We start from the raw sequence: 23,127 nt of genomic DNA, 5'->3' as shown, positions 1-23,127 counted from the left end.
GCCTCACCCCTGCGCGGGCAGGAAGCTGCCCGCGTGCAGGGTGGTGCCGAATCCCGGTGCGAATTCACCGTATTCGTAGACGACGCGGCCGCCGACCACGGTGGCCGCGACCACCCGGTCATTGCGATTGACCATGCGCTGCAACCCCGCGACCCCGGGGAACGGCGCTTCGGCGTACGCGCTGGACGTGCCGTCGAACCCCGCCGGATCGACGACCGCGATATCGGCGCGCCCGCCGACCCGCAGGCGCCCGGCGTCCAGGCTGTACCAATCGGCGAGCTCGCCGGTGAGCCGGTGGATCGCGGTCTCGATCGGCAGGAACCCGCGCTGCTGCGCCCGCTCCAGCATCCGCACCCCGAAGTTGTAGAACGCCATATTCCGCAGGTGCGCACCGGAATCGGCGAACCCGACCTGCATCATGGGCGAGCGCTGCAACCGGTCGAGCACCTCCTCGCGGTCATTGGCGATGACGGTGCGCCACCGCAAGGCCGGGCCGTGCTCGACCGTCAGATCCAGCATGGCGTCGGCCGGATCGATGCCGCGTTCGTCGGCGACCGCGCCGAACGACTTCCCGACCACGTCCGCGTCGGGGCAGGCGACGATCACGGCGTCATAGAGGTCGCGGTTCCAGACCCGCGGCCCGTACTTCTTGGCCAGGTCCTTGCGGAACCGTCGGCGGTAGTCCTCGTCGGCCAGGAGCTCGCCGCGCTTCATGGCGTCCCGGATATTGAGCGCGGCGCTGCCGGAGCCGAACTCCTCGAACACCACCAGATCCACCCCGTCGGCGTACACCTCGAACGGCACCGGCAGATGCTGCCACCGGAACCGCGCTCCGCCAACGGTATTCGCGATCCACGCCGACGCCATGGCGGCCCGCGCGGTGGTGCGGTCGGCCTTCACGTCCATGCCCGCGATGAGCGTCGTCTTGAGCGGCGCGCGGAACCGGCCCGCGCTCTGCGCGAAGTAGTTCACCAGTTCGGCGCGGCTGGTCAGGTTCGGGGTGCTCTGATGCACCCGGCCGCGCCGCCGCAGCACAGCGTTCAACGCCCGGTACTCCCGCCACGTCGCGTACGTGGACGGCAGCTGCCGGGTCGGGAACCGTACGCCCTCCAGCTTCGAGAACGAGCTGCGGATCGTGGACAGCCCCAGGAATCCGGCATCCAGCGCCGCCTCCAGCATGGCGCACATGCGGTGCAGCTCAGCGGGCGTCGGGCGGACTTGCGCGTCCACGGACCGGCCCAGGCCCATGACCGCCACGCGCATATCCGAATGTCCCAGGAAGGCGGCGACATTCGCGCCGAGCGGCCGGTCGGCGAGCGACTTCCGGTACGACTGCGGATCGTCCCAGTCCTTGTGCTCCTTGACCGCCGAGTGCACCGCGTCCCACGGCAGCGCCTCGACGCGCGCGAACAGGTCGGCGCAGTCCTCGGCCTCGGAGTACACCGTCGACAGCGAGCAGTTGCCGAACACCACCGTGGTGACACCGTGCCGCACCGATTCACCCAGGCCGGGACTGCCCAGCACCTCGGCGTCGTAGTGGGTGTGGACGTCCAGCATGCCGGGCATCACCCATTTGCCGGTGGCGTCGACCGTCCGCTCCCCGTCGGGCAGTCCGCCGCCCTCGATGACGGTCACCTTGCCGTCGGTCACCCCGACATCGGCCCGCACCCCGGGCCCGCCCGTCCCGTCGTACACCGTGCCCCCGCGAATCACCAGATCGAACCGTGTCATCGCAGTTCACCCCCGTGGATCGGTCCCGCCCCGTGGCGGGTGGCTTGTACACGTTATAAGTGCAGTATCCGCCTGTGGCAGGTCACCGTGGCGAGAACGCGACGGTGGCCGTGGGCGCGCGGTGGTCGGGGCCGGGGAGACGGAGTACGGACGCGGACGCCGGGGTGAGGCCGCGGACCAGGAGGTGGTCCAGGCGGGCCAGAGGTCGTGACGTGGGCCAGGTGAAGCCGGGACCCGCGCCTGGCAGTGACTGTGCGTCGATGAAGCCGGGGGCGAAGGAGCGCCAGTTGCGATCGGTCGACGCGGTATTGAAGTCGCCCGCCACCAGAATCCGCGCGGCCGGGTCGGCCACCAGCTGGCGGGAGAGTCCGGCCAGCCCGGCGTCGCGGGTCCGTGTGTCACCAGGGCGGAGCGACGGGAGATGGACGACATAGACCACCAGCTCGCCGTGCGGGGTGTCGACCGTGGTGCGCAGGCCACGCTGCCAGCCGATCCCGACATCGGCGACCGTGGTCCCCGACGTCGGGTAGCGGCTCCACAGGGCGACCGTGCCACGCTCCTCGCTGTACGGGTAGGACAGGTCCAGGATCCGATGCACGGCGGCACGGTCCGCGCCCGCGAGCTCCTGCACCGCCACCAGGTCCGCACCGGTCGCGGCCAGCGCGCGGGCTGTGGTCAGCGGGGTGGTGTTCCCGGCGTACAGGTTCTGCGAGACGACGCTGAGGGTGTCCGCCGTCGGTGTGGCAGCCGAGGCCGTCGGGGCCCACCAGGAGCCGAAGGTATAGGCCCACACGAGGATCGGGGCGATCGTCGCGGCGGCTCCCGCCGGGCAGCGGCAGATCAGGGCGAGGGCGGCCAGGACCGGTGCGAGCAGGATCAGCCAAGGTGCCGCAGTGTCGAGCAGGACACCCGACCCCATGATGTCGGGCACCCGGTCGTGCGCTTTCACCAGCAGGGTGAGAAGCGCTGCGGCGGTGACGAAAACAGTGGTGCGGATAGGTTTCATCGGCCGGGGCACAATCTGCGCGGGCTGATGTCACCCTTCAGCTGAGCGTCGACACAGCCGCCCGGCAAGCCGTCGACCTCCCTCGTGCCGAAATTGGCGGTGACGGTGAGTTCGTCCTTGCCGAAGACCGTGCGCTGCACGAGATGGTCATCGGTCACCCAGCGGAAGTCGGTCATCGGCAGCGTCGCGGCACGGTCGTGCAAGGGCGCGAAGAACTGCTGCAGCCGTGCGATCTCGGGGCCGTGCTCGGTGAGCGTGGCGCGGTCCAGCACGAAGTTGAGCGGCGTGTTGTCGAGGATCGCGGTCAGCGCGCGCATCGTCTGCTGTTGCGGCAGTTTGTAATACGACAGCTCCCATCGGTCCACATTGACCAGCGAGTCGTGTAGGACCGTCTCGTAGAGCGGCACCCGGTAGACCGGATCGAACATGGCGGTCGCCAGGTCGGCGGGCAGGTCGACCGGTTGGAAGAACATCTTCGGCGCGTTGTCCGGGTACCAGGCACCCCAGGTCTGTTTGTCGCGCTGCGCGCGCCACAGGTTGTCCGACACCGGGGTCTGGGCGCCGTGGTCGAAGGCGAGCACCGGCGCGGACCAGGCGGCGGCCGACTCCGAGCCGAGCACGGTCTTGCGGTTTTCGGCCAGCCAGCGCATCCGCGCGAGGCGATACTCCCGGTCTTGGCTCTGGGTCATGGGGTGCTCAGGGGAGTGGTCGTCGAAGAACTCGCCGGCGGCGTCGACGTCGAGGAAGTACGTGTCGGCCCCATTCGCGGTCATCGCCGCGTACCGGCTCTCGTACAGGTGCGGATTCTCCGCCAGCACTCGCGAACTCAGATAGCAGCCGCGACCGCCGAATCCGGTCTCCGGCGTGCCCTGTTCGTCCCGGACGCAGCCGTCGGGCCACAGGGTGCCCGGCCAGCGTGAGGACGGGTTGTCCGCGGTGGCGGGGTCCTGCGCATTGGCCCACGAATCATAAGGGCCCGCAAGGTATCCGGCGTCCCTGGCCGCGGTGATGGCCGCCGAGGACATGGGGTCGTCGCCGGCGTCGTAGCCGAGCCACATGCGCGACAGGCCGAGGTTCTTCATCTGCTGTACCGCCTCGGGCGTGCGGCCGTCACCCCACAGGTAGGCGTGGAAAGCGCCCTCGAGCTTGGCGACCTCGGGATTGATGGCGATCTTGTCACGCAGGGAACGGAATTCGCCGTGCCGCAGGAGCCAGCCGCGATAGTCGCGGGCCGCGGCGACCGGGGACGCGTCGGTGAGCGCGAAATCCACCGTGTAGTCGCGGGTACCCGCGTGATCGGCGAAATCGTGGGCGCCGCGAGCGATCAATCGTCCCTGGTCGGAGGCGACTGTGAGCGTGCTGCCGATGTCGGTGGGCACGATGTAGCCGACGCCGCGGTCGCCGACGCTGTAGCCCCAGAACGGCATGGTCAATCCGGAAGTCAGCGGCAGTGATTCACCGATCAGGCCGGTGTCGGGGCCGTTCCAGAAGGTGTCGCGCACCGGCAGTGACAGGCCCTCACCGCGCGGGATCTGCACCGCGGCCGCCGCCGAATCCGTACCCGTGATCGGCCACCGCAGCGAGCCGTCCCGGCTGCTGCGCACGGTGACCCGCAGCCGTCCGTCCTCGGCGGTCGCCGACACCGCGAGCGCGCGATCCGGATAGGTCCAGGTCGCCGTCGAGCCATCGACCTCGACCGGACCGGTGGTCCCGAGCGTGTCCTCCGCCGGCGCGGACAGCGTGTACGTCGTGCCGTCGGCCCGTGCGGTGATGGTCAGATTCGTGGTGTCCACCTCGGCCGATCCGCCGTCGATCGGGATAACCACGCTGTTGCCCTTCACCTGCGGTGCGGGGATTGTGGCGGCCTTCCCGCAGGCGGTGAGCCCGGCGGCGGCGACCCCGAGCACAGCCAGCGCGGCGGGCGCACGAGGGGGAATCCGAAATCTCATGGTCCCCACGCTCACGGACAGGGATGAGAGTCCGATGAGAAAGCCCTGGTGGCGGTCGTCCGTATGATCCGTGGGATGCGGGTACTGGTGGTCGACGACGAAGCCGCGGTGCGGGACGCGCTGGTCCGCGCCCTCGCCACCGAGGGCTACGACAGTCGCGGCGCCGCCGACGGCGCGACCGCGCTCACCGAGGTTGCCCGCTGGCAACCCGCCGTCGTCGTCCTGGATGTGCTCATGCCGTTCATGGACGGGCTCACCACCTGCCGCACCCTGCGCGGACGCGGCGACCGCACCCCCATCCTCATGCTCACCGCCCGCGACGCGGTCGCCGACCGGATCGAGGGCCTCGACGCGGGCGCGGACGACTACCTGGTCAAACCCTTCGACCTGGACGAACTGCTCGCGCGGGTGCGGGCTCTGGTGCGGCGCACCTACCCCGACGACGGTGCGGTGCTCTCGACAGCAGACCTGGTACTGGACACCACCGCACAGCGAGTTCGGCGAGGAGACCGCGAAATCGAGCTCAGCAGAACCGAATTCGCGCTGCTGGAGGTATTGCTGCGCAATGCCGGGCAGGCGCTGCCCCGTGAGACGCTCATCGATCGCGTGTGGGGGCGGCAGTCGTCGAACTCGCTCGAGGTCTACATCCGATACCTGCGACGCAAGATCGAGGCGGGCGGGGAGCCCGCGCTGATCCACACCGTGCGCGGCGTGGGATACCGGCTGGGCCCGTCGTGACCCGGCCCGGGCACGGAGTGTGGGCACGACTCGGGTTGCGCGGTCGGATCGCCGTATTCTTCGTGCTGGCAATGGGTTTGGCCCTGACGGGGATGGCCGCGGCCGCCTATGTGGTGGCAGGCCATGAGCTGAACAGCACCCTCGATGTAGGCCTGCGCCGCCAAGCCACCCGCATCGTGCGGCAGTTTCCGGTGGAGCCGACCGTCGCGGCGGTGTCCGGACCCTGCGAGTATCTGGCGGCTCCGAGCTGCGTGCAGGTGGTCGGAGCGGACGGGCAGATCCGATCCGAGCATCTGCCGGGCAGCTCTCTCCCCGTGGACGACGAAGTTCGCGCTGTCGCAGCGGGTTCCGAGGACGCGTTCTTCCGGGACCTCACCCTCGACGGCTATCCCATGCGGATGTACACCACCCAGCTCGAACCCGGCGCCGCCGTGCAGGTGGCGCAACGCTCCGATTTCGTCGACAACGGCCGCCGGCGCGTCGGCCTCGTCCTACTCGCCGCGGCGGCCGCCGGGCTGCTGCTGGCCGGCGCGATCGGCACCATGCTGGCCCGGCGCGCCCTCGCACCGGTGGCCGCGCTGACCGAGGCGGCGGAAGAGGTGGCCAGAACCCGGGATCCGAGTCACCACATCGCCGTCACCGGCTCCGATGAGTTGTCCCGTCTGGCCGTCAGCGTCAACACCATGCTCGACGAACTCGACGGCGCGCTCACCGCCGAACGTCACTCCCGCGCCGCGCAACAGCGACTCGTCGCGGACGCCTCGCACGAATTGCGGACCCCGCTAACGGCCTTGCGCACCAATATCGACCTACTGGGCCGCGCCGACCGCCTGACCCCCGAGCAACTGGACGAGACCGTGTCCGCGCTGAGCGTGCAGTCCACCGAATTGTCGGGACTGGTCACCGATCTCATCGATCTGGCGCGGGCCGACGACCCCGACGCCGTTCCCGAATCACTGGAAGACCTGCGCCTCGATCTGCTGACCGCAGACTGTGTGGCGACGGCTCGAAAGCATTGGCCCGGAATAACATTCGCTGATGATCTGCGTCCCGTGACCGTGCAGGGTGCCCCGGCGCGACTGGTCCGGGCGGTCACCAATCTCCTCGACAATGCCGCCAAGTTCAGCCCGCCCGGTGGCACCGTCAGCGTGACTGTCGCCGCGAACCGAATCTCGGTGCGGGACAACGGTCCCGGCATCCAGCCCGATGATCTGCCGCACGTCTTCGACCGCTTCTACCGGTCCTCCGCGGCACGTTCCACTCCCGGCCACGGCCTCGGGCTGGCCATCGTGGCACAGGTGGCGGCGCTGCACGGGGCGAGGCCCGAGATCGAGTCCTCGCCCGGCAGCACCGTTGTCACTCTGTCGTTCCCGTCGGACGACCAGGCCTAGGCCTTGGTCACCTTCGGCGGGGTCCAGCTGCCATCCGAGATGGCCTGCTCGGGCCAGTAGGTCCGCAGGATCATCTCGAAATCACCGGGGGGAGTGGGGAGCCAGTTGGCCTCCTTGTCCGCGCCGGGCGACGTCTGCTGGAGGTAGAGCGTGATCCCGCCGTCCGGGTTGCGCACCAGGTTCGGCAGCATCGGCGAATTGATCAGGTAGCGATTGATCGGATTCTCCACCAGCAGGATCTCCGGCAGCTTGTACATGGTCACCGACCAGAACGCCTTCACCGGCGGGAGCTTCCCGTCGGGGAAGGTGAGGGTGTAGTTGTCGGCGCCGTTCAGCTTCGCGCCCGTGGTGTCGTTGGTGAGCGGGAAGTACATGGCCTCCGCGCCCGGCAGACCCAGGATGCCCATGACCGCGCCGGCGAAGCGGTACAGGTAGTTCCCCTTCAGCTGCTCGGCGGACCCGAACAGCTGACCGGAGTTCACCTTGCCCGTCTCCAGCTCGTTCTTCTGGAAGTTGTGCAGGTCCGACCAGGCGTCGGCCATGCCGTCCTGGAAGGCCTTGCGGTCATCGGCGCTCAGCTTCGCGGGATCGAAATCGCCGTCCGGGCCGATGCCGATCTTCGCGAACCGCTCGCGCATCTCCTTCTCGTTCGGCTGGACCGGCGCGTACCTCAGGGTGAAGTTGAGGACTTTGAAGAAGTCGAGCGAGGTCTGCTCCTCCTCCGGGGTCAGCGGCTTGATGAAGTCGACCGTCGGCGCGGCGGCCGGCACCGCCTTGTTCTCGAACGACGACAGCGGCTTGACCTGGTACTCGGACTGGATCTTCTTGACGTTGTCCAGATCGGCCGGATCGAACAACTGGGTCCGGTACAGCACCATCGAGAAGTCGGTCGCCGAGGTGATGACCTTGTCCACCCCGGCGGGCTTGTCGCCCTTCCAGCCGGGACCGGCGAGCAGGTAAGTGCCGCCGTCGTTCCCGGTGGTCCGGCTCCCGAGCAGGTCATAGACGTAGGTGTAGTTGTCGATGAACTGGACCGAGTAGTAGCGCTTCTCCTCGATCGGGGGCACGGTCAGTACCAGCGGCTCGGTCCGCAGGTCAGCGACCAGGAACGAGTACGGTGTGTCCGAATTGGGCGTTTGGACCGCTGTGTCCGCCGGGGTGAAAACCCGGGCGATGCTGTGCAGCTGGTTCCAGTCGCCCATGTACTGGCTGCTGTTCTTGTCCACCACATACGAATTCTCGATGCGGTACATGTCGACCATCGGAAAGCCGTAGGTATAGGCCTCCTTGGCTATCGCGCGCACCTCGTCCGAACCGGTAGCTTTATCGTCAGACTTGGTTCCGCAACCGGCGGCCACCGCGGTGACCGCCGCGAAGAGACAAACGGCTGAGACCTTCCAGAACCTCATTCGCTCTCCCACATGTCATGACTCCATTTCGCCGGAGCCGACTTCGGCATGTGGAGACGCTACCGATCGGAATGACAGGGGAGTTGAACATTTGTGGGCGTGGCGCGGCAACCACTCTAGGGTGTCGATGCGCCGCAGAACGGTTCACAGGATGCCGGAGCCTCCGGCACGGTGCTGGTGGGCTCGTCGAAATAGGCGAGGCTCACCAACATTGCGACAGTGATCCCGAAGAACAGGACTGTCGCGGAAGCGATCGCCACCCATGCCCAATTGAGTCTCGGGAATGTGATGACCGGGGTCCCGTCATCGGCCACGACGAACAGCACCGCCGCGCTTGCCGGGGATCGACGCAGTTGTAGCAAAACGGTGTTACGCCACCAGTTTCCGACCATGGCAGCACACGACCTCCGCAGAAGTTTCGGTGTGATATTGCCGTGAGTACAGCAACCACCAGGCTACGCCCAAAAGGTCTTGATAGCCATAGGCTATTTCGCGAAATACGCGGTTGCGGCTGAGTAGTTCTGCGGTGTTCTCCGATCGGTCACCGAACGAGGATGAAAACCGTTGTCACAACCATTGATCCGGGAGGGCCATGAACCCCGATGCGCGACGACCCCGTGGACTGGGCAAACGGGCTTGGCTCACAACGCAATTGGTCCGCCGGACGCTGCGCGCCCTGGCCTGGTCCCGCTTCGTCCAAGTCACCGTGCTCAACCGCGATCGGGTGCCCGTGACCGGTCCGGTGATCATCGCGAGCAACCACATCTCCCTGCTCGACGCGGTCTTCCTGTGGGGTGCGCTGCGGCGGCGCGCGGTGGCCATCGCCATGGCCGAGCTGTGGACCTGGCCGGTCGTCGGACGGCTGGTCCGGCTGCTGGGTCATATTCCGGTGGTCCGGCGCGACCCCGACTCCGGGCGCACCGCGGTGAGCCGCGCGGCGCAGGTGCTGCGCTTCGGGGGCGTGCTCATCATCTACCCGGAGGGTCGCCTGGTCCCGGCCGGCGAGCGAGAACCGTACAAATCGGGCGTTGCGACGCTGGCCATGGCGACCGGTGTTCCGATCATCCCGGTCGCCACGACCGGCACCGACGGGGTGCTACCGATGCGCCGCGGGAACACCGGCCAGCGATTCAACCGCCACCATCCAGTTACCATCCACTTCGGAACACCCATCGACCCAGCGGAATTCGATAACCCCGAGAAACTCCTGGATGTTCTGCGGCACGAAATCGAGAGCCTGCGCGGCTGAAAAACGATGCGCTCGAGCGTTTTACGGCACGATCGCGTCGGCCTCGATTTCGACCAGCAGCGCGGGATCGATCAGGCTGCTCACTTCGACCATTGTCGCCGCCGGGCGGATCGCCGCGAAGACTTCGCCGTGCGCCTTGCCGACCTCTTCCCAGCGAGAGATATCGGTGACGAAAATACGGGTGCGCACGACATTCTCGGGTGTCGCACCGACTTCCGCCAGCGCGGCCACAATTCGGCGCAAGGCTTCCCGAGTCTGCTCGGCGATATCGTTACCGCCCACCGCGCCGCCGTCCGGATCGACCGCGGTGGTTCCCGCGACCGAGATCCACGGGCCGACCCGGACCGCGCGCGAATAACCCACGATCGGTTCCCACTGCGCGCCGGAGGAGACATTCTGTCGCTGCGTCATGCGCCCCATTGTGCATCGATGATCGCCGGAAGTTGTTGCCGCCGTAACTTGCCCGCGGTGGTGCGCGGCAGTTCCGGGACGAAGACGATGTCCCGCGGCACCTTGTAGCCGGCCAGCGTCGTCTTGATGTGCCGTTGCAAGGTGCGGGCGTTCACCCGCGCGCCCGGCTCCAGCACGACGGCCGCGACGAGCCGCTGCCCGAAATCGTCGTCGGGTACCCCGACCGCACCCGCGTCGGCCACCGCCGGATGCGCCAGCAGCGCCTCCTCGACCTCCTGCGGGAAGACGTTCTCCCCGCCGGAGACGATCATGTCGTCGGAACGGCCGTCCACGAACAGCCTGCCCTCGGCATCGAAATGGCCGAGATCGCCGGAGTCCATGTGCTGTCCGACCATCTCCTTGGTCCGGCCGTCGCTGTAGCCGTGGAACAGGCTCGGGTTCTTGTTGACGATCCGGCCGGTGACGCCGGCGGGCAGTTGTCGGCCGTCGCCGTCGACGATGCAGATATCCACGATCCCGGCGAGCGGGCGGCCCACGGTGCCGGGCGCGGCCCGCAGATCCGCGGGCGTGGCGAAGGTTCCGGCACCGGTCTCGGTGGAGGCGTAGCCATTGAACAGCACCTCGCCGAACTCGTCCTGGAACGCGGTGGCCAGCCACGGCGGCAGGGGAGCGGCCCCGCACACCATCATGCGCAGGCTCGACAGATCGTGGCCGCCGCGCACCTCGGGCGGCAGCGCCATCACGCGGCCGAGCATGGTCGGCACCACGCACACGATCTGCGCGCGATGCCGCTCGATATCGGCGAGCAGGGTCGCGGCATCGAAACGCTCGTGCACGACCACGGTCGAACCCAGCAGGAACGCACCGGCGGTGGCCAGGAACCCGTAGGTGTGATGCAGCGGCGGCGCGATCACCATGGGCTGACCCAGACGCGGGATCGGCGCGACCCTCGCGAGATCGCCGATGGCCAGCAGTATGCGCGGACTCATCGATCCGGCCGGGCCTCCGCCGAAGGTGCGCGGCGCGCCTTTGGGCACCCCGGTCGTTCCGCCGGTGAGCAGGATCAGCGTGCCCCCGGACGCGGGCTCGCGCACCGGCGGTCCACCCGCCGCCACCAATTCCGCCACCGTCGGCAGGCCACCGGCCGCGCCCCGGACCACCACGCGCCGCCCGCCGTACCCGGCCTTCTCGATCTCGTCGTGGAATTCGCCGTCGTAGAGCAGCAATTCGACGCGCTCGCGATCGAGCACCTCGCCGATCTGCGGCCCGGCGAAACCGTAGTTCAGCGGCACCAGATCCGCCGAGAGCCGCGCGGCCGCGTAGGCCGCCAGTACGAATCCGCGATGGTTGCGGCACAGCACCCCGACCCGCTGGCCGCGCCCGATCTTCCAGCGCGCCCGCAGCGCCGCCGCCAGTTGCCGCACCTGCCGATCCAGCGCGGCCGCGGTGATCGGGCCGTCGTCGTCGACCATGGCGGGCCGGTCCGGGAACCGCGCCGCGAACAATGACAGCGCCGTGGCCAATCCGACCCCGTCGCGTAATGCCATGGCCAGCTGTGGAATCCGGGTCGGAGGCAGCTGTTCCAGCACGCCACTGGCCGGAATCCACCCGGCCACCGTGACCGCGTCGTCGAGCAGATTGACCGTGCGTTCCAGGCGGCCGAGCGGACCGGCCCAATCCACCGGACGGTTGTTCCAGTTCCCGGCCTTCGCGTACAGCGTCAGCATGCGTTGCGCTGCCGGGGAACTGTCGAGCGCGTACGACAGGGGCGCGCTCACCCGTTCCCACCACGGGCGAATCGCCAAGGGGCGGTCCACGATCGCCCGGCACACCAGGCTCGCCGCCTCCTCGGTCGACATGCTCGGGGTGTAGCGGTAGATCCGATAGGGGCCCAGCATCTCCGAGCGCACCAATTGCAGGTGGACCGTGGTGACGTCGATGCCGTCGGCCCGCAATTCCGGTGCGGCGCCGCGCATCCAGGAATTGAACGCCGACTTCGACGCGATATAGGCGGTCCAGCCCACGCCGGGGCCGTGCACTCCGGCGGTGCTGATGTTCACGATGTGGCCCTGCCGCCGGGCCCGCATGGACGGCAGCAGGCTCATGACCAGCCGCGCGGGGCCGAGGAAGTTGATGCGGGCGGTGTCGTCGATATTGTCCCAGCGGTCCAGGGAATCGGAGAGCCAGCGGCGAATCGACTTGCCCGCGTTGTTGACGAAGACGTCCACCCGCCCGTGATCGGCGAGCACCCGCTCGATCAACGCGGCGCAGGCATCGGTGTCGGACAGGTCCGCTGGATAGGCGTAGACCCGGCCCGGGAAATCCGCTGTCTCGATGCGCAGTTCTTCGAGCAGGGCCGCCCTGCGGGCCACCGCGAGCACGGTCGCCCCATTCGCGGCCAGCCGCAGCGCGGTGGCGCGCCCGACACCCGAGGAGGCCCCGGTCACCAGGATCACCGAACCGGTGACGGCCGGTGCGAGACGGCGGTCGCTGATGCCGTAGCCGGCCGCGCCGAGCGCGATCCGGACCGATTTCGGCAGTTCGATCATGGGCACGGATCCTCGAGAGCGGGAACGGTCAGGCGGGCAGACGGCCGAAGTCGTAGTCCGAGAACGGGAATCGGTGATGCGCCCGGCGCGCTGAGAAGAACCCGGTGGGCCGGATGTACGTCGAGTCGCCCTGCGAATTGCGGTAGTAGGTCGGCACGTGCGCGTTCAGTTCGGCCAGGTAGTAGCGCATGGCGGCGCCGTGCCGGTAGACGCGGCGGTGATAGGCGTCGTGCGCGTCCTGGCGCACCGTCACACAGGTCGCGCCGCGCCGCCTTGCCTCGGAGATGGCGCGCACCGCGTGGGCCGCGGTCATCTCCACGAAGGCGTGCCAGCCGCTGCCGGTCCACGAATACGGGCCGACCAGGGTCCACCGATTGGGCAGGCCGGGCAGCGCCACGCTCTCGTAGGCCTGCAGGCCGTTCTCGGTGAAGTACTTGCCCAGATCCAGGCCGTCGCGGCCCACCACCAGACCGGGCGTGTAGGTCTCCGGATCGGAGAAGACGTGATAGCCGGTGGCCAGCACGATCATGTCGAACTCGCGCTCGACGCCGTCGGTGGTGCGCAGGCCGCGCGCGGTGAACCGCTCGATCGGCGTGGTCACCAGGTCGACATTGTCGCGATTGAAGGCGAGCAGGTAGCCGGTGTTGAGGGTCGGGCGCTTGGCGATCGGGCCGTAGTCCGGGGCCAGGCGTTCGCGAATCTCCGGATCCCGCACCATGAGTCGCAGCAGGCCGCGATAACCGCGGATGGCGGTGGCGTCGATGGCGCGGAGCGCGGGGCGGACCACGGGCAGCGGCGCGCTGGACATGGTCCGGAGGGCGGCGTCGACCGCCACCAGCGCCGCACCGTGCACGCCCGCCTGCACGCCCGGGACGCGCAGCGCGAGCCGCACCGCGCGCGGGATCCGCGGGTTCGGTTTGGGCAGGCACCAGACCGGGGTGCGCTGGAAGACCGCGAGGCTGCCGACCTCACCCGCGATGGCGGGGGTGATCTGGACTGAACTCGCCCCGGTGCCGATGATGGCGACCCGCTGCCCGGCCGGGTCGTAGCCGTCGTCCCAGTCCGAGGGGCGCTGGATGCGGCCGCGGTAGTCGGCGAGTCCGGGAATCCCGGGATCCACCTTGGGGCTGATGAACGCGCCCACCGCGCTGACCACGAACCGCGCGGACAGCACGCTGCCGTCGGCGAGCCGCAGCGACCAGCAGTGCCGGTCCTCGTCCCACTCCTCGGCGGCCACCTCGGTCCCGAACCGCACATGCGGGTACAGCCCGAAGCGGCGGGCCACCGCGAGGTGATACCGCTTCACCTCCGCGCCCGAGGCGAACAGCCTGCTCCAGTCCGGATTTCGCGCGAACGAGTACTGGTAGGCCAGCGACGGGATATCGACTTCCAGTCCGGGGTAATGGTTTTCGTGCCAGCTGCCGCCGACCTCGTCGGCGCGCTCCAGGATCACGAAGTCGCGCACCCCCGCCCGCTTCAGCTCGACCCCGGCGGCGATCCCGCCCGGGCCCGCACCGATCACCACGACCTCGTGGTCCGGAGCCGAAAGCCGCTCTGCGCCCATCACTCCAGCGTAGATCTGTCTGGGACAGTGATCAAGGGGTGGGTGCGCAGCGATCCATCACCGCGCTCAATTCCGGTGACCAGCGCAGGATCTCCGCGCGCATCGGACCCGTGGTGCCCAGTTGCGCGACCAGCCCGAGCAGCGTGATCAGCGCGCGCTGGAACGGCATCAGATACGCGGGGACGCCGAGCTGCCGGTAGGCATTGTCGAGCTTGGGGCTGAGGGCATCCCGGGTGCGGCCACGCAACCAGTCGGTATCCACCCGGAACGTCTCGTGGCGCAGCAGTTCGGTGAACGGCAGCAGCTTCGCTGCCAGCGCCGCGCTGTCCAGGCCGCGCTCCGCGTCGGTGAAACCGTGCCGCTGGGTCACGGCGTCCAGGTCGGCCGGGCCGCCGTGGATGAGCGCGTCGGCCAGATCGTGCACCAGCGCCGGGAACTGCGCGGGCGGCCAGACCGGGCACGCCCCGAAATCCACCACACCCAGACGGCCGTCGGGCAGGGCCCGGAAATTGCCCGGATGCGGGTCGCCGTAGAGCAGGCCCGACTTCGGCGCGGACGACCAGAAGAACCGGACGGCCAGCATGCCCACCCGATCCCGCTCGGCCCGCGAACCGGTGGTGATCAAGCGCGACAGCGGAATCCCGTCCAGCCACTCCGAGACGATCACGTCCCCGCGCTGGGCCACGACCCGCGGCACCACGAAATCGGGATCACCGGCGTACGCGTCCGCGAAACGCCGCTGGTTCCGGGCCTCGGCCTCGAAATCCATTTCCGCGCGCAGCGATTCGGCGAGCTCGTCGACCACCGCGTGGCCGTCGACGTGCGGCGCGAACACCGATGTCAGCCATGCCAATCCGCGCAACTGCCGCAGATCGCTGTCGATCGCGGCCCGCGCGCCCGGATACATCACCTTCACCGCCACCGGGCGGCCGTCGTGCCAGACCGCGCGATGCACCTGCCCGATACTGGCCGAGGCCGACCGGCGATCGTCGAACTCGCGGAAATTGTCGCGCCAGTCCGGGCCGAACGACTCCGCCAGCACCAGGTGCACCGTGCGCGGCAGCATGGCGGGCGCGGCATCCTGCAGACGGCCGAGCGCGATCCGGTACGGCTCGGCCAGCTCGGCGGGCAGCGCCAGCTCGTAGACGCCCAGGATCTGCCCCAATTTGGCGGCGCAGCCCTTCAATTCGCCGAGTACGTCGGCCATGTGCTCGGCGGTGCGGAGCTGGATCTCGCGATCGATCTCGCCAGCGGGCCGGCCCAGTACGCGCCGGCCGGCTCCGGCCACCTGCCGTCCGGCGAACGACAGCGGGACCGCCGCCAGTTTGGCGGTGCGAACCGCCTTGCGGGCGGGCGGATTCCCGCCGATATCGATCCCTGCCCGTCGAACGCTCATCGATCAACCAACCCCTCGAGCGCGTTTCGAGCGAACGCGCACGAGCGAGTCTGCCACGAAGTGAAACCGTGTGGTGTGAAAATCGGAACGGCTCGGTTCGAGTGGTCGAAAGCTGGATCGCGCGACGGAAATCCGCAGGTCGAGACGGTTACGGCTGACGGGAAGCGACCACCGCGAGGTCGATGAGCCGATGCGCGCGGGCCACCTCGGCGGGCGTGAACGGCTCCCCGGTACGCAGAAAGGTCATGGCCGCACGGTCGGATTCGGCCTCGACTTCGAGCAGCGTGCCACCGGGCACGCGGGCCGGATCGGGATCCGGAAGGTATTGCGCGCCCAGCAGTTCCGCGATGGCCAGCGGCAGCTCACCCGGATCGGCGGCCACCCGCCCGGCCAGGCCCAGCGCCCGGGTCTGGCCGTCGACCAGGGTCAGCGCCGACGCGGGCCAGATGCCGATCGCCACGCCACCCGCCTTGGCGACCGCGTGGGTCAGGCGCTGCGGCAGCACCTCCGCGGGGGTGGAGACCACCAGTTCGTCGAGCACGCCGTTCTCGAGATGGTGCACGTGCATCGCGAGGATATTGGCCCGCCGATCGGCCAGCTGCTTGGCCAGCAGTTCCAATCGCCCGGGCTTGTTGTCCAGGCGCACGCGGATGCGCCAGAGTCGCTCGGCGCTGTCGAGGCGGTGCCGGTGCCGCAGTTCCGGGGCGTGCAGCCAGCGGCTCAGGTACCGCATCGCCCCCGGCTCGACCACCCAGATGACCAGGATGGTCGCGGTCACCGCCAGAATCGCCACCGTCGCCAGGTACGGCAGCTCGAGATGGATGACCAGGGCGTGCAGGGCCAGTTCGACGGGAAAGACCGCGGCGAGCTTGGCCAGGGCCAGCCGGGTGCGCGTGGGATGGGGCAGACGACCACAGACCTCGCATGCCAGTGCATGTATCTCGGTTTGCCTCATGTTCACCACAGTGCGCGACGCAGGTTTCCGCACTGTGGTGCGGTGTAAAGACGGCATGACAAGTCGCGGCGAAGCTGTTGTGGCAGCTCACAATTGGGTGAAGCCGGACACAGCGGCATTCGCGCTGTGCCGCGCGGCACAGATTTGCCTCGCGGCTATTTCGGCGGCAGCGTCTTGGCGTAGCCGACCCCGAGGCGCACCCACTCGTCGAGCGCGTCGTCGTCGGTGACCGTCTCGGCGGTGACGCGTAGCCACCCGGTCATCTTCTTGCCGCCCATCTCCATGGGCTCGACCGCACCGGCCCGCAGGAGGTCCCCGGCGGTGTCCGGGTCGGCGCGCACCAGCAGCCCGCCCTTGCCGCTGGCCGCGACGGCCATATTGCCGCCCACCAGAAACGCCAGGCCGCCGAACATCTTCTTCTCGATCACATGGGCCACCTCGGGCCCGAGGGCGTCGCGGATCCGGTCGGCCAGCTCCTCGTCGTATGCCATGACGACAGTGTGACCCCACCCACCGACAATTCTGGGGACCCGACCCGCCGATGACCGGGGCGAAGTCCGGGTGGACCCGGAGAGACCGCTCCGGTAGGTGTGGAGTCGCGCCGGGGAGGTATACCGCCGATGTGGAAGCCCCTCCTACAGTCGGTGTCGAAGAGGAGTTCCTCCTCGTGGATCCGCGCACCGGCGCGCCGGTCGGCAAGAATGCCGACGTCGCCCGGACCGCGGCGGATCTGGGCATGGACCTGCAACTGGAGATCATGCGCTGCCAGGTCGAGACCACCACCCGCGTGCACACCACCACCGACGACCTGCTCCGGGAGCTGCGGGAGCTCCGCCGCGCCGCGGCCGTCTGTGCCGAGAAGAACGACGCGTTGCTGCTGGCCGCCGCGGTACCGCCCTCGGTCCCCGAGGAGCTGGCCATCACCAGCACCCCGCGCTACAGCCGCATCGCCGAACGATTCGGCAGGCTCGCCCGCGAACAGGGCCTGTGCGGCTGCCACGTGCACGTCGCGGTCCCCGGCCGCGCCGAAGCCCTGCGGGTCAGCAACTTCCTGCGCCCCTGGCTGCCGGTCCTGCTGGCCCTGACCGCCAACTCCGCCATCTACCGCGGCTGCGAGACCGGTTACGCCAGCTGGCGCAACATCATGTGGCGGCGCTGGCCCAGCGCCGGTCCGCCGCCCTACTTCGCGTCGGTCGCGGAGTACGAGGCGGCGGTGGAATCCATGCTGGCGCTCGGCGTGATCCTCGACCGCAAGATGATCTACTGGGACGTCCGCCCCTCCTCCACGTTCCCGACGGTCGAGGTGCGGGTCAGCGACGTCCCCGCCACCGTCGAGGAATCAGCCCTGCTGGCGACCCTGGTCCGAGCCGCCGCCATGACCGCCGATACCGCCGAACCCCGGCCCCCGGTCCCGGAACCCGCACTCCGCGCGGCCTATTGGCGCGCCGCGCACGAGGGCCTGGACGGCACCGTGATCGACCCCGTGACCGGCCGCCCGATCCAGGTCCCCGAACTGCTGGACCACTTCGTCACCCTCATCCGGCCCGCCCTCGAACACCTGGGCGACCTCCCCTTCGTCACCGACACGATCACCGCCCTCCTGTCCCGCGGCAATGGAGCGCGACGGCAGCTCAACGCCTTTCGCGCCCGCGGCGACGTCTCGGACGTCGTGGCCGAACTCGCCGACGCGACCCTGTACACGTGCCGGTAGACCCGACGGACGACCGGCGTTCGGGTACGAGTGCTGGGATCGATTCGGATGTCGGGGATTACGGGAGGGGCTGGTCGTCGACGATCATGTCGTAGTTGACCTTGGTGCCCTCCACATTGGTGGTCTTGGCGGTGAAACCCCAGCGGGTGCCGTCGTTCTCGGTGACGACGCAGCGGATGGAGGCGCCGGTGGCGCCGCGTAGCAGGCCGTTGCAGGTGGAGGACTGGGGCGACATGCCGAACTTCTGGCGGTAGGTGTCGGCGATGGTGGACGCCACGTCGTCGGGGGCGACATAGGCGTCGGCGAAGGTCAGGTCGTAGTAGACGTCGTTGCCGTCGACCTTGGTGACCTTGGTGTCGATCACCCAGTTCTGGCCGTCGGCCGCGGTGACGGTGCAGGTCTGGGTGGCGTCGACCTTCGCGGCCAGACTTCCGTCGCAGGACACCGATTTCGCGTCCTCGTGCGCCTTGTCCTTGTAGAAGCTCGAGGCCTTGGTCTGGACATCGCTCTTGTTCACGGACGAGGAACCGGCGGACACGGAACAGCCCACCGCGAGCAGGGGAAGGGAGGCCAGCGCCAGAACGGCTGTCAGTTTTCTCATGGACAACTCTAGGCGCGGAATCGTCCGGAAAATCCTGGAAACGAGAAGCGCTCCGCCGCTTTGGGGGACGGATTAGGGGCTCCGGCAGTGATCCGGTCCGGTCTGCGCGGGTGACCGGCTCGGACCACTGCCGAAGGATCAGCCGACCCGGGAGCGCCACTCCTCCAGCTGCGGGAGCTCCGCGCCGATGGTGGTGGATTCGCCGTGGCCGGTGTGCACCAGGGTCTCCGGCGGCAGGGTCAGCAGCCGGTCCGCGATCGACTCCACGATGGTGCCGAAATCGGAGTACGACCGGCCCGTCGCACCCGGACCGCCGTGGAACAGCGTGTCACCGGTGAACACCGCACCCAGGTCGGGGGAGTAGAAGCAGACCGAACCGGGCGCGTGGCCCGGCGTGTGCAGCACGTGCAGCTCGGTGCCGCCGACCGCGATGATCTGCTTGTCCGCCAGCTCGCCGTCGGGGCTGACCTGCGGGTGGGTCTGCTGCCACAGCACCATGTCCTCGGGGTGCATGAGGATCGGAGCGCCGGTGGCCCTGGCCAATTCGGGCGCGACCCGGACGTGGTCGTCGTGCGCGTGGGTGACCAGGATGGCCTTCACCTCGCGGGTGCCGATCACGTCGAGAATGGCCTCGACATTGTGCGGGGCGTCGATGACGACGCACTCCAGATCGTCGCCCACCACCCACACATTGTTGTCGACGTCGAAGGTCTCGCCGTCGAGGGAGAAGGTGCCGACGGTCACCGCGTGGTCGATGTGCGCCATCAGAACACCACCACCGAGCGCAGCACGTCACCGTGATGCATCTTGGTGAAGGCGGCCTCCACCTCGTCGAGCGCGATGGTCTCCGAGACGAAACCGTCCAGGTCCAGGCGGCCCTGCTTGTAGAGCTCGATCAGGTACGGGAAGTCGCGCGAGGGCAGGCAGTCGCCGTACCACGAGGACTTCAACGACCCACCGCGCGAGAAGAAGTCGATGAGCGGCATCTCGAGCGTCATGTCCGGGGTCGGCACGCCGACCAGCACCACGGTGCCGGCCAGATCGCGCGCGTAGAACGCCTGCTTCCAGGTCTCCGGGCGGCCCACGGCGTCGATCACCACGTCCGCGCCGAAGCTGTCGGTGAGTTCCTGAACCCGTTCGACCGCATCCTCTTTGGCGGCATTGACGGTGTGGGTGGCACCGAAACCGGTGGCCCACTCCAGCTTCCGCTCGTCGATGTCGACCGCGATGATGGTGGTCGCGCCCGCCAGCTTGGCGCCCGCGATCGCGGCATTGCCGACACCGCCGCAGCCGATGACCGCGACCGAGTCACCGCGGCTCACGCCGCCGGTGTTGATGGCCGCGCCCAGGCCGGCCATCACGCCGCAGCCCAGCAGGCCCGCGGCGGCGGGGGACACGCTCGGGTCCACCTTCGTGCACTGCCCGGCGTGGACCAGGGTCTTCTCGGCGAACGCGCCGATGCCCAGGGCCGGGGTGAGCGGGGTGCCGTCGGTCAGCGTCATCGGCTGAGCGGCATTGAAGGTGTCGAAACAATACTGGGGCTTGCCCTTCCGGCAGGCGCGGCACGAACCGCAGACCGCGCGCCAGTTCAGGATGACGAAATCGCCGGGCTCCACATCGGTGACGCCCTCGCCCACCGATTCCACGATGCCGGCGGCCTCGTGCCCCAGCAGGAACGGGAATTCGTCGTTGATGCCGCCCTCGCGGTAATGCAGGTCGGTGTGGCAGACACCGCAGGCCTGCACCCGGACCACGGCTTCGCCGGGACCCGGGTCCGGGATCACGATCTCGGTGACTTCGACGGGCGCGTTCTTCGAGCGAGCGACAACGCCGCGCACAATTTGGGACAACGAAATTCCTTCCTGGCTAAACGCAATGCCTCCGACTATTGCATCCGGTTCCGCCCACGTCATCTATTACCCCGGGTCACGCACAATGAATCCCCTTGTGTCCGATCACAAGAACAGTGTCCTATCACAGCAGCGATTGCTCCGCGGCCTCGGCTATGGTCGCGGCGACGACTGTCAGGGCGGGTGAATCCAGTCGCCATTGCTGCCAGTACAGCGGCACGTCCACGAAGACCTTGTCGTCCAGCGGAACCAGGCCGTCCTCGGGACGGATCATCAGGTCGGGGATCATGCCCCAGCCCAGTCCCACGCGCACGGCGTCGTTGAACGCGGCCGAGGACGGGATGTAATGACGCGGCGGATCCACCGGCTTGCGAGTGTAGTGGCGGACCAGGCGGAACTGCAGATCGTCCTTGCGATCGAAGAGCACTACGGGCGCGTGTGCGAACGCCTTCGCGTTCGCGCCGTCGGGAAACCAGGTGCGGGCGTACTCGGGATGGGCCATCGGGCGATAGCGCATGGCTCCCAGACGCCGCACGGTACAGCCCTGTACGGGTGCGGCGGTGGAGGTGATGGCCGCCATCACGGTGCCGTCGCGCAGCAGGCGGGTGGTGTGCTCCTCGTCCTCGCGATGGATCTCGAACGAGAGTCCGGTCGCGCCGGGCTGGAGCGCGTTGGCCCGGCCGAGCGCGGCCACCACCCAGGTGTGCAGTGAGTCGGCGTTCACGGCGATGGGAATGACCACCGGCCGATCGGCGGGCTGATGCGCCTCGCCGAGTTCGCGGGCGGTGTCGCCGGTGAGCAACTGGATCTGCCGGGCCAGGCGCAGTACGGCCAGCCCGGATTCGGTGGGCTGCACCGGTTTGGTGCGTTGCACCAGGATGCGGCCCGCCGCGTCCTCCAGCGCCTTGATGCGCTGGCTGATTGCCGAGGGTGTGACACTGAGTTTGCGGGCGGCCGCGTCGAAGGTGCCTTCACCGATGACCGCGTCGAGGGCGCGCAGTTGGTCGAGCTGCAGATCCACGGTAAGAGATTCTAATGGCACCTCAGAATCTTTAGCTGGCCTGGTGCTGGACGGTTGCCTACTTTCGAAGGGTGAACGCATCATCGGCGGCCCTGGCGGCCATCTCGGGACTCGGCTTCGGACTCTCCCTCATCATGGCGATCGGCGCGCAGAACGCCTTCGTCCTACGACAGGGGATCCGCGGCGAACACGTCCTGCCGGTGGTCGCGGTGTGCATCGGCTCCGATGTGGTGCTCATGACGCTCGGCGTCGCGGGCTTCGGCGCGATCGTGAACTCCGCGCCGATGGTCATGACCGTCGCGAAGTACGCGGGCGCGGCCTTCCTGCTCGGCTACGCGGCGCTCGCCGCCAAGCGCGCGCTGTCCGCGTCGGCGCTGTCGGCGGGCGGCGGCGCCCCGATCGCGCTGGGCGCGGCCATCGCGACCTGCCTGGCCGTCACCTGGCTCAACCCGCACGCCTACCTGGACACGGTGGTGCTGCTGGGCTCTTTCGCCAATACCTACGCCACCCCGGACCGCTGGTTCCTGACCGCGGGCGCCATCGCGGGCAGCCTGATCTGGTTCCTGTCGCTGGGTTTCGGTGCGCGCCTGCTGGCCCCGGTCTTCGCGAAGCCGAAGGCGTGGCGGGTGCTGGACTCGCTGATCGCGCTCGTGATGACCGGGCTCGCCGTCGGTTTGCTGGTGAGCTGACCGCCGCGGTCAGTACACCTGCTTCCACACCCCGATCGGGCTGTTGCTGTTGTCGGCGGGCAGGCAGTAGACGGCCCGGCCGCTCGAGGACTGGGCGATGCCGTCCTTCTTGAGATTGCAGACCTGGCCGGGCTCGTGCTTGCCCGAGGTCAGGGTGCCGGGGCTGTCCCACACGTACGACGGGGTCGAGCTGCCGCCGGGGCGGCGGGTGCAGACCAGCTGGCTGCCGCCGCTGGTGTAGCCGAAGCTGCCGGCTTCGCCCGCGTTGCACGGGGATCCGATCGCGGGCCGGGTGATGGGCAGCCAGTGCGGGCTCGCCCCGCCGGTGGCGTCGCAGGTCAGGACGGTGCCGTCGGAGGTCGTGGCGGTCATGCCGACCTGCTCGCAGGGCATCTGGATGCCGACGACCGGACTGACCGTGGTGGTTGTCGTCGAGGTCGTGGTGGTCGTGGTCGAGCTCGTCGTCGTCGTGGTGGTGGTCCGCTCGGGCGCGGTCGTGACGTCGGCTTCCTGGGCGGCGGTGGTCGGGGTCGGCCGCACGGAGGTGGTGACCAGGACCCGGGCCGGGGCGGTGGTCTTGGCGGCGTTCGGGGCGGCCTCCCAGCTGCTGTGGCCGGAGACGAGCAGGCCCACGATGGCGAGCAACGACACCGCAATTGTCGCGGTCAGACCGATGATCACGTACCGCGTGGTCTGGGTTCCGCCCAGCAATCCGGCCAGTCCGCCGGGGCGGTTCGCGGGCAGTTCTACCTGGTCGTCCTGCACCGCGTCGAAGACCACCGTGTCCTGCGTCCACAGCTCGTCCTGTGGGTGATAGCCCGGTGGTATCGAATTGCCGCTCATGCCAATAACTCTCGTTCGGTGGTCCCGCTGTGATCACCGGGCACACAGAGGGTAAACGGCGAGT

At 68.8% G+C, this 23,127-nt stretch carries 21 protein-coding genes; 5 read left to right on the top strand and 16 right to left on the bottom strand.

What is annotated here, in order from left to right; translation table 11 throughout:
* Positions 1-3 precede the first annotated feature (3 nt).
* The 3 genes from ACQP06_RS22160 to ACQP06_RS22150 form a co-directional block, all read right to left on the bottom strand.
* Positions 4-1,731 (bottom strand): N-acyl-D-amino-acid deacylase family protein, encoded by a 1,728-nt coding sequence (locus ACQP06_RS22160; RefSeq protein WP_433666403.1) that lies wholly within the window; start codon positions 1,729-1,731, stop codon positions 4-6.
* An 82-nt stretch (positions 1,732-1,813) separates the two neighbouring features.
* Entirely contained in the window at positions 1,814-2,737 is a 924-nt protein-coding gene (locus ACQP06_RS22155; protein WP_433666402.1) for an endonuclease/exonuclease/phosphatase family protein, read from the bottom strand.
* Positions 2,734-4,686, bottom strand: coding sequence for a glycoside hydrolase (locus tag ACQP06_RS22150; RefSeq protein WP_433666401.1), 1,953 nt, complete (start codon positions 4,684-4,686; stop codon positions 2,734-2,736). The genes ACQP06_RS22155 and ACQP06_RS22150 overlap by 4 nt, the downstream gene beginning before the upstream one ends.
* Positions 4,687-4,761: 75 nt before the next feature.
* Here ACQP06_RS22150 and ACQP06_RS22145 point away from each other — a divergent pair, with 75 nt between their 5' ends.
* Together ACQP06_RS22145 and ACQP06_RS22140 are read left to right on the top strand one after the other, a co-directional pair.
* The gene (locus ACQP06_RS22145; RefSeq protein WP_433666400.1) at positions 4,762-5,424 is read left to right on the top strand and encodes a response regulator transcription factor; all 663 of its coding nucleotides are present in this window, start codon (positions 4,762-4,764) and stop codon (positions 5,422-5,424) included.
* Positions 5,425-5,495: 71 nt separating this feature from the next.
* Entirely contained in the window at positions 5,496-6,815 is a 1,320-nt protein-coding gene (locus ACQP06_RS22140; RefSeq protein ID WP_433666399.1) for a sensor histidine kinase, read from the top strand.
* On the opposite strand, the gene ACQP06_RS22135 is transcribed toward ACQP06_RS22140, so the two are convergent.
* Positions 6,812-8,224, bottom strand: a complete 1,413-nt coding sequence (locus ACQP06_RS22135; protein WP_433666398.1) for a DUF1254 domain-containing protein — start codon at positions 8,222-8,224, stop codon at positions 6,812-6,814. The genes ACQP06_RS22140 and ACQP06_RS22135 overlap by 4 nt on opposite strands.
* Positions 8,225-8,340: 116 nt before the next feature.
* Positions 8,341-8,616 carry a hypothetical protein gene (locus ACQP06_RS22130; RefSeq protein ID WP_433590717.1) on the bottom strand — a complete coding sequence of 92 codons (276 nt, stop codon included), beginning with the start codon at positions 8,614-8,616 and terminating at the stop codon, positions 8,341-8,343.
* Between the two features lie 200 nt (positions 8,617-8,816).
* On the opposite strand from ACQP06_RS22130, the gene ACQP06_RS22125 reads away from it, so the two are divergent.
* The gene (locus tag ACQP06_RS22125; protein ID WP_433666397.1) at positions 8,817-9,473 is read left to right on the top strand and encodes a lysophospholipid acyltransferase family protein; all 657 of its coding nucleotides are present in this window, start codon (positions 8,817-8,819) and stop codon (positions 9,471-9,473) included.
* Between the two features lie 21 nt (positions 9,474-9,494).
* Here ACQP06_RS22125 and ACQP06_RS22120 read toward each other — a convergent pair whose 3' ends face one another.
* From ACQP06_RS22120 to ACQP06_RS22095, 6 genes are all read right to left on the bottom strand, one after another.
* The gene (locus ACQP06_RS22120; RefSeq protein ID WP_433666396.1) at positions 9,495-9,893 is read right to left on the bottom strand and encodes a RidA family protein; all 399 of its coding nucleotides are present in this window, start codon (positions 9,891-9,893) and stop codon (positions 9,495-9,497) included.
* Entirely contained in the window at positions 9,881-12,433 is a 2,553-nt protein-coding gene (locus tag ACQP06_RS22115; protein WP_433666395.1) for an SDR family NAD(P)-dependent oxidoreductase, read from the bottom strand. The genes ACQP06_RS22120 and ACQP06_RS22115 overlap by 13 nt, the downstream gene beginning before the upstream one ends.
* 28 nt (positions 12,434-12,461) lie before the next feature.
* Positions 12,462-13,997 carry a flavin-containing monooxygenase gene (locus tag ACQP06_RS22110; RefSeq protein ID WP_433666394.1) on the bottom strand — a complete coding sequence of 512 codons (1,536 nt, stop codon included), beginning with the start codon at positions 13,995-13,997 and terminating at the stop codon, positions 12,462-12,464.
* Between the two features lie 31 nt (positions 13,998-14,028).
* Positions 14,029-15,393 (bottom strand): ABC1 kinase family protein, encoded by a 1,365-nt coding sequence (locus ACQP06_RS22105; protein ID WP_433666393.1) that lies wholly within the window; start codon positions 15,391-15,393, stop codon positions 14,029-14,031.
* Between the two features lie 148 nt (positions 15,394-15,541).
* A complete protein-coding gene (locus ACQP06_RS22100) occupies positions 15,542-16,348 on the bottom strand; it encodes an amino acid-binding protein (RefSeq protein WP_433666392.1) in 807 nt (268 codons plus the stop codon).
* 155 nt (positions 16,349-16,503) lie between these two features.
* On the bottom strand, positions 16,504-16,839 hold the full coding sequence (locus ACQP06_RS22095; protein ID WP_433666391.1) for a TfoX/Sxy family protein: 336 nt from the start codon (positions 16,837-16,839) through the stop codon (positions 16,504-16,506).
* 131 nt (positions 16,840-16,970) lie between these two features.
* Between ACQP06_RS22095 and ACQP06_RS22090 the strand changes: the two genes are divergently transcribed.
* A complete protein-coding gene (locus ACQP06_RS22090) occupies positions 16,971-18,059 on the top strand; it encodes a carboxylate-amine ligase (RefSeq protein WP_433666390.1) in 1,089 nt (362 codons plus the stop codon).
* A gap of 58 nt (positions 18,060-18,117) precedes the next feature.
* Here ACQP06_RS22090 and ACQP06_RS22085 read toward each other — a convergent pair whose 3' ends face one another.
* The 4 genes from ACQP06_RS22085 to ACQP06_RS22070 form a co-directional block, all read right to left on the bottom strand.
* Positions 18,118-18,660 carry a DUF4333 domain-containing protein gene (locus ACQP06_RS22085; RefSeq protein ID WP_433666389.1) on the bottom strand — a complete coding sequence of 181 codons (543 nt, stop codon included), beginning with the start codon at positions 18,658-18,660 and terminating at the stop codon, positions 18,118-18,120.
* Between the two features lie 138 nt (positions 18,661-18,798).
* Positions 18,799-19,425 carry an MBL fold metallo-hydrolase gene (locus ACQP06_RS22080; protein ID WP_433666388.1) on the bottom strand — a complete coding sequence of 209 codons (627 nt, stop codon included), beginning with the start codon at positions 19,423-19,425 and terminating at the stop codon, positions 18,799-18,801.
* Positions 19,425-20,510: an S-(hydroxymethyl)mycothiol dehydrogenase gene (locus tag ACQP06_RS22075; RefSeq protein WP_357277906.1), complete on the bottom strand. Its 1,086-nt coding sequence runs from the start codon at positions 20,508-20,510 to the stop codon at positions 19,425-19,427. Before ACQP06_RS22075 ends, ACQP06_RS22080 begins: the two co-directional genes overlap by 1 nt.
* A 124-nt stretch (positions 20,511-20,634) precedes the next feature.
* Positions 20,635-21,531: a LysR family transcriptional regulator ArgP gene (locus tag ACQP06_RS22070; protein ID WP_433666387.1), complete on the bottom strand. Its 897-nt coding sequence runs from the start codon at positions 21,529-21,531 to the stop codon at positions 20,635-20,637.
* Positions 21,532-21,665: 134 nt separating this feature from the next.
* Here ACQP06_RS22070 and ACQP06_RS22065 point away from each other — a divergent pair, with 134 nt between their 5' ends.
* A complete protein-coding gene (locus ACQP06_RS22065) occupies positions 21,666-22,220 on the top strand; it encodes a LysE/ArgO family amino acid transporter (RefSeq protein WP_357085875.1) in 555 nt (184 codons plus the stop codon).
* A 9-nt stretch (positions 22,221-22,229) separates the two neighbouring features.
* Here the strand turns inward: ACQP06_RS22065 and ACQP06_RS22060 are convergent, their stop codons facing one another.
* Positions 22,230-23,063 carry a hypothetical protein gene (locus ACQP06_RS22060; RefSeq protein ID WP_433666386.1) on the bottom strand — a complete coding sequence of 278 codons (834 nt, stop codon included), beginning with the start codon at positions 23,061-23,063 and terminating at the stop codon, positions 22,230-22,232.
* Positions 23,064-23,127: the final 64 nt, after the last annotated feature.

The organism is Nocardia sp. CA-136227 (assembly GCF_050955695.1).
GTDB lineage: Bacteria > Actinomycetota > Actinomycetes > Mycobacteriales > Mycobacteriaceae > Nocardia.
The sequence above is the reverse complement of the archived record's forward strand: the minus strand, read 5'-3'. Positions and strand labels throughout refer to the sequence as shown.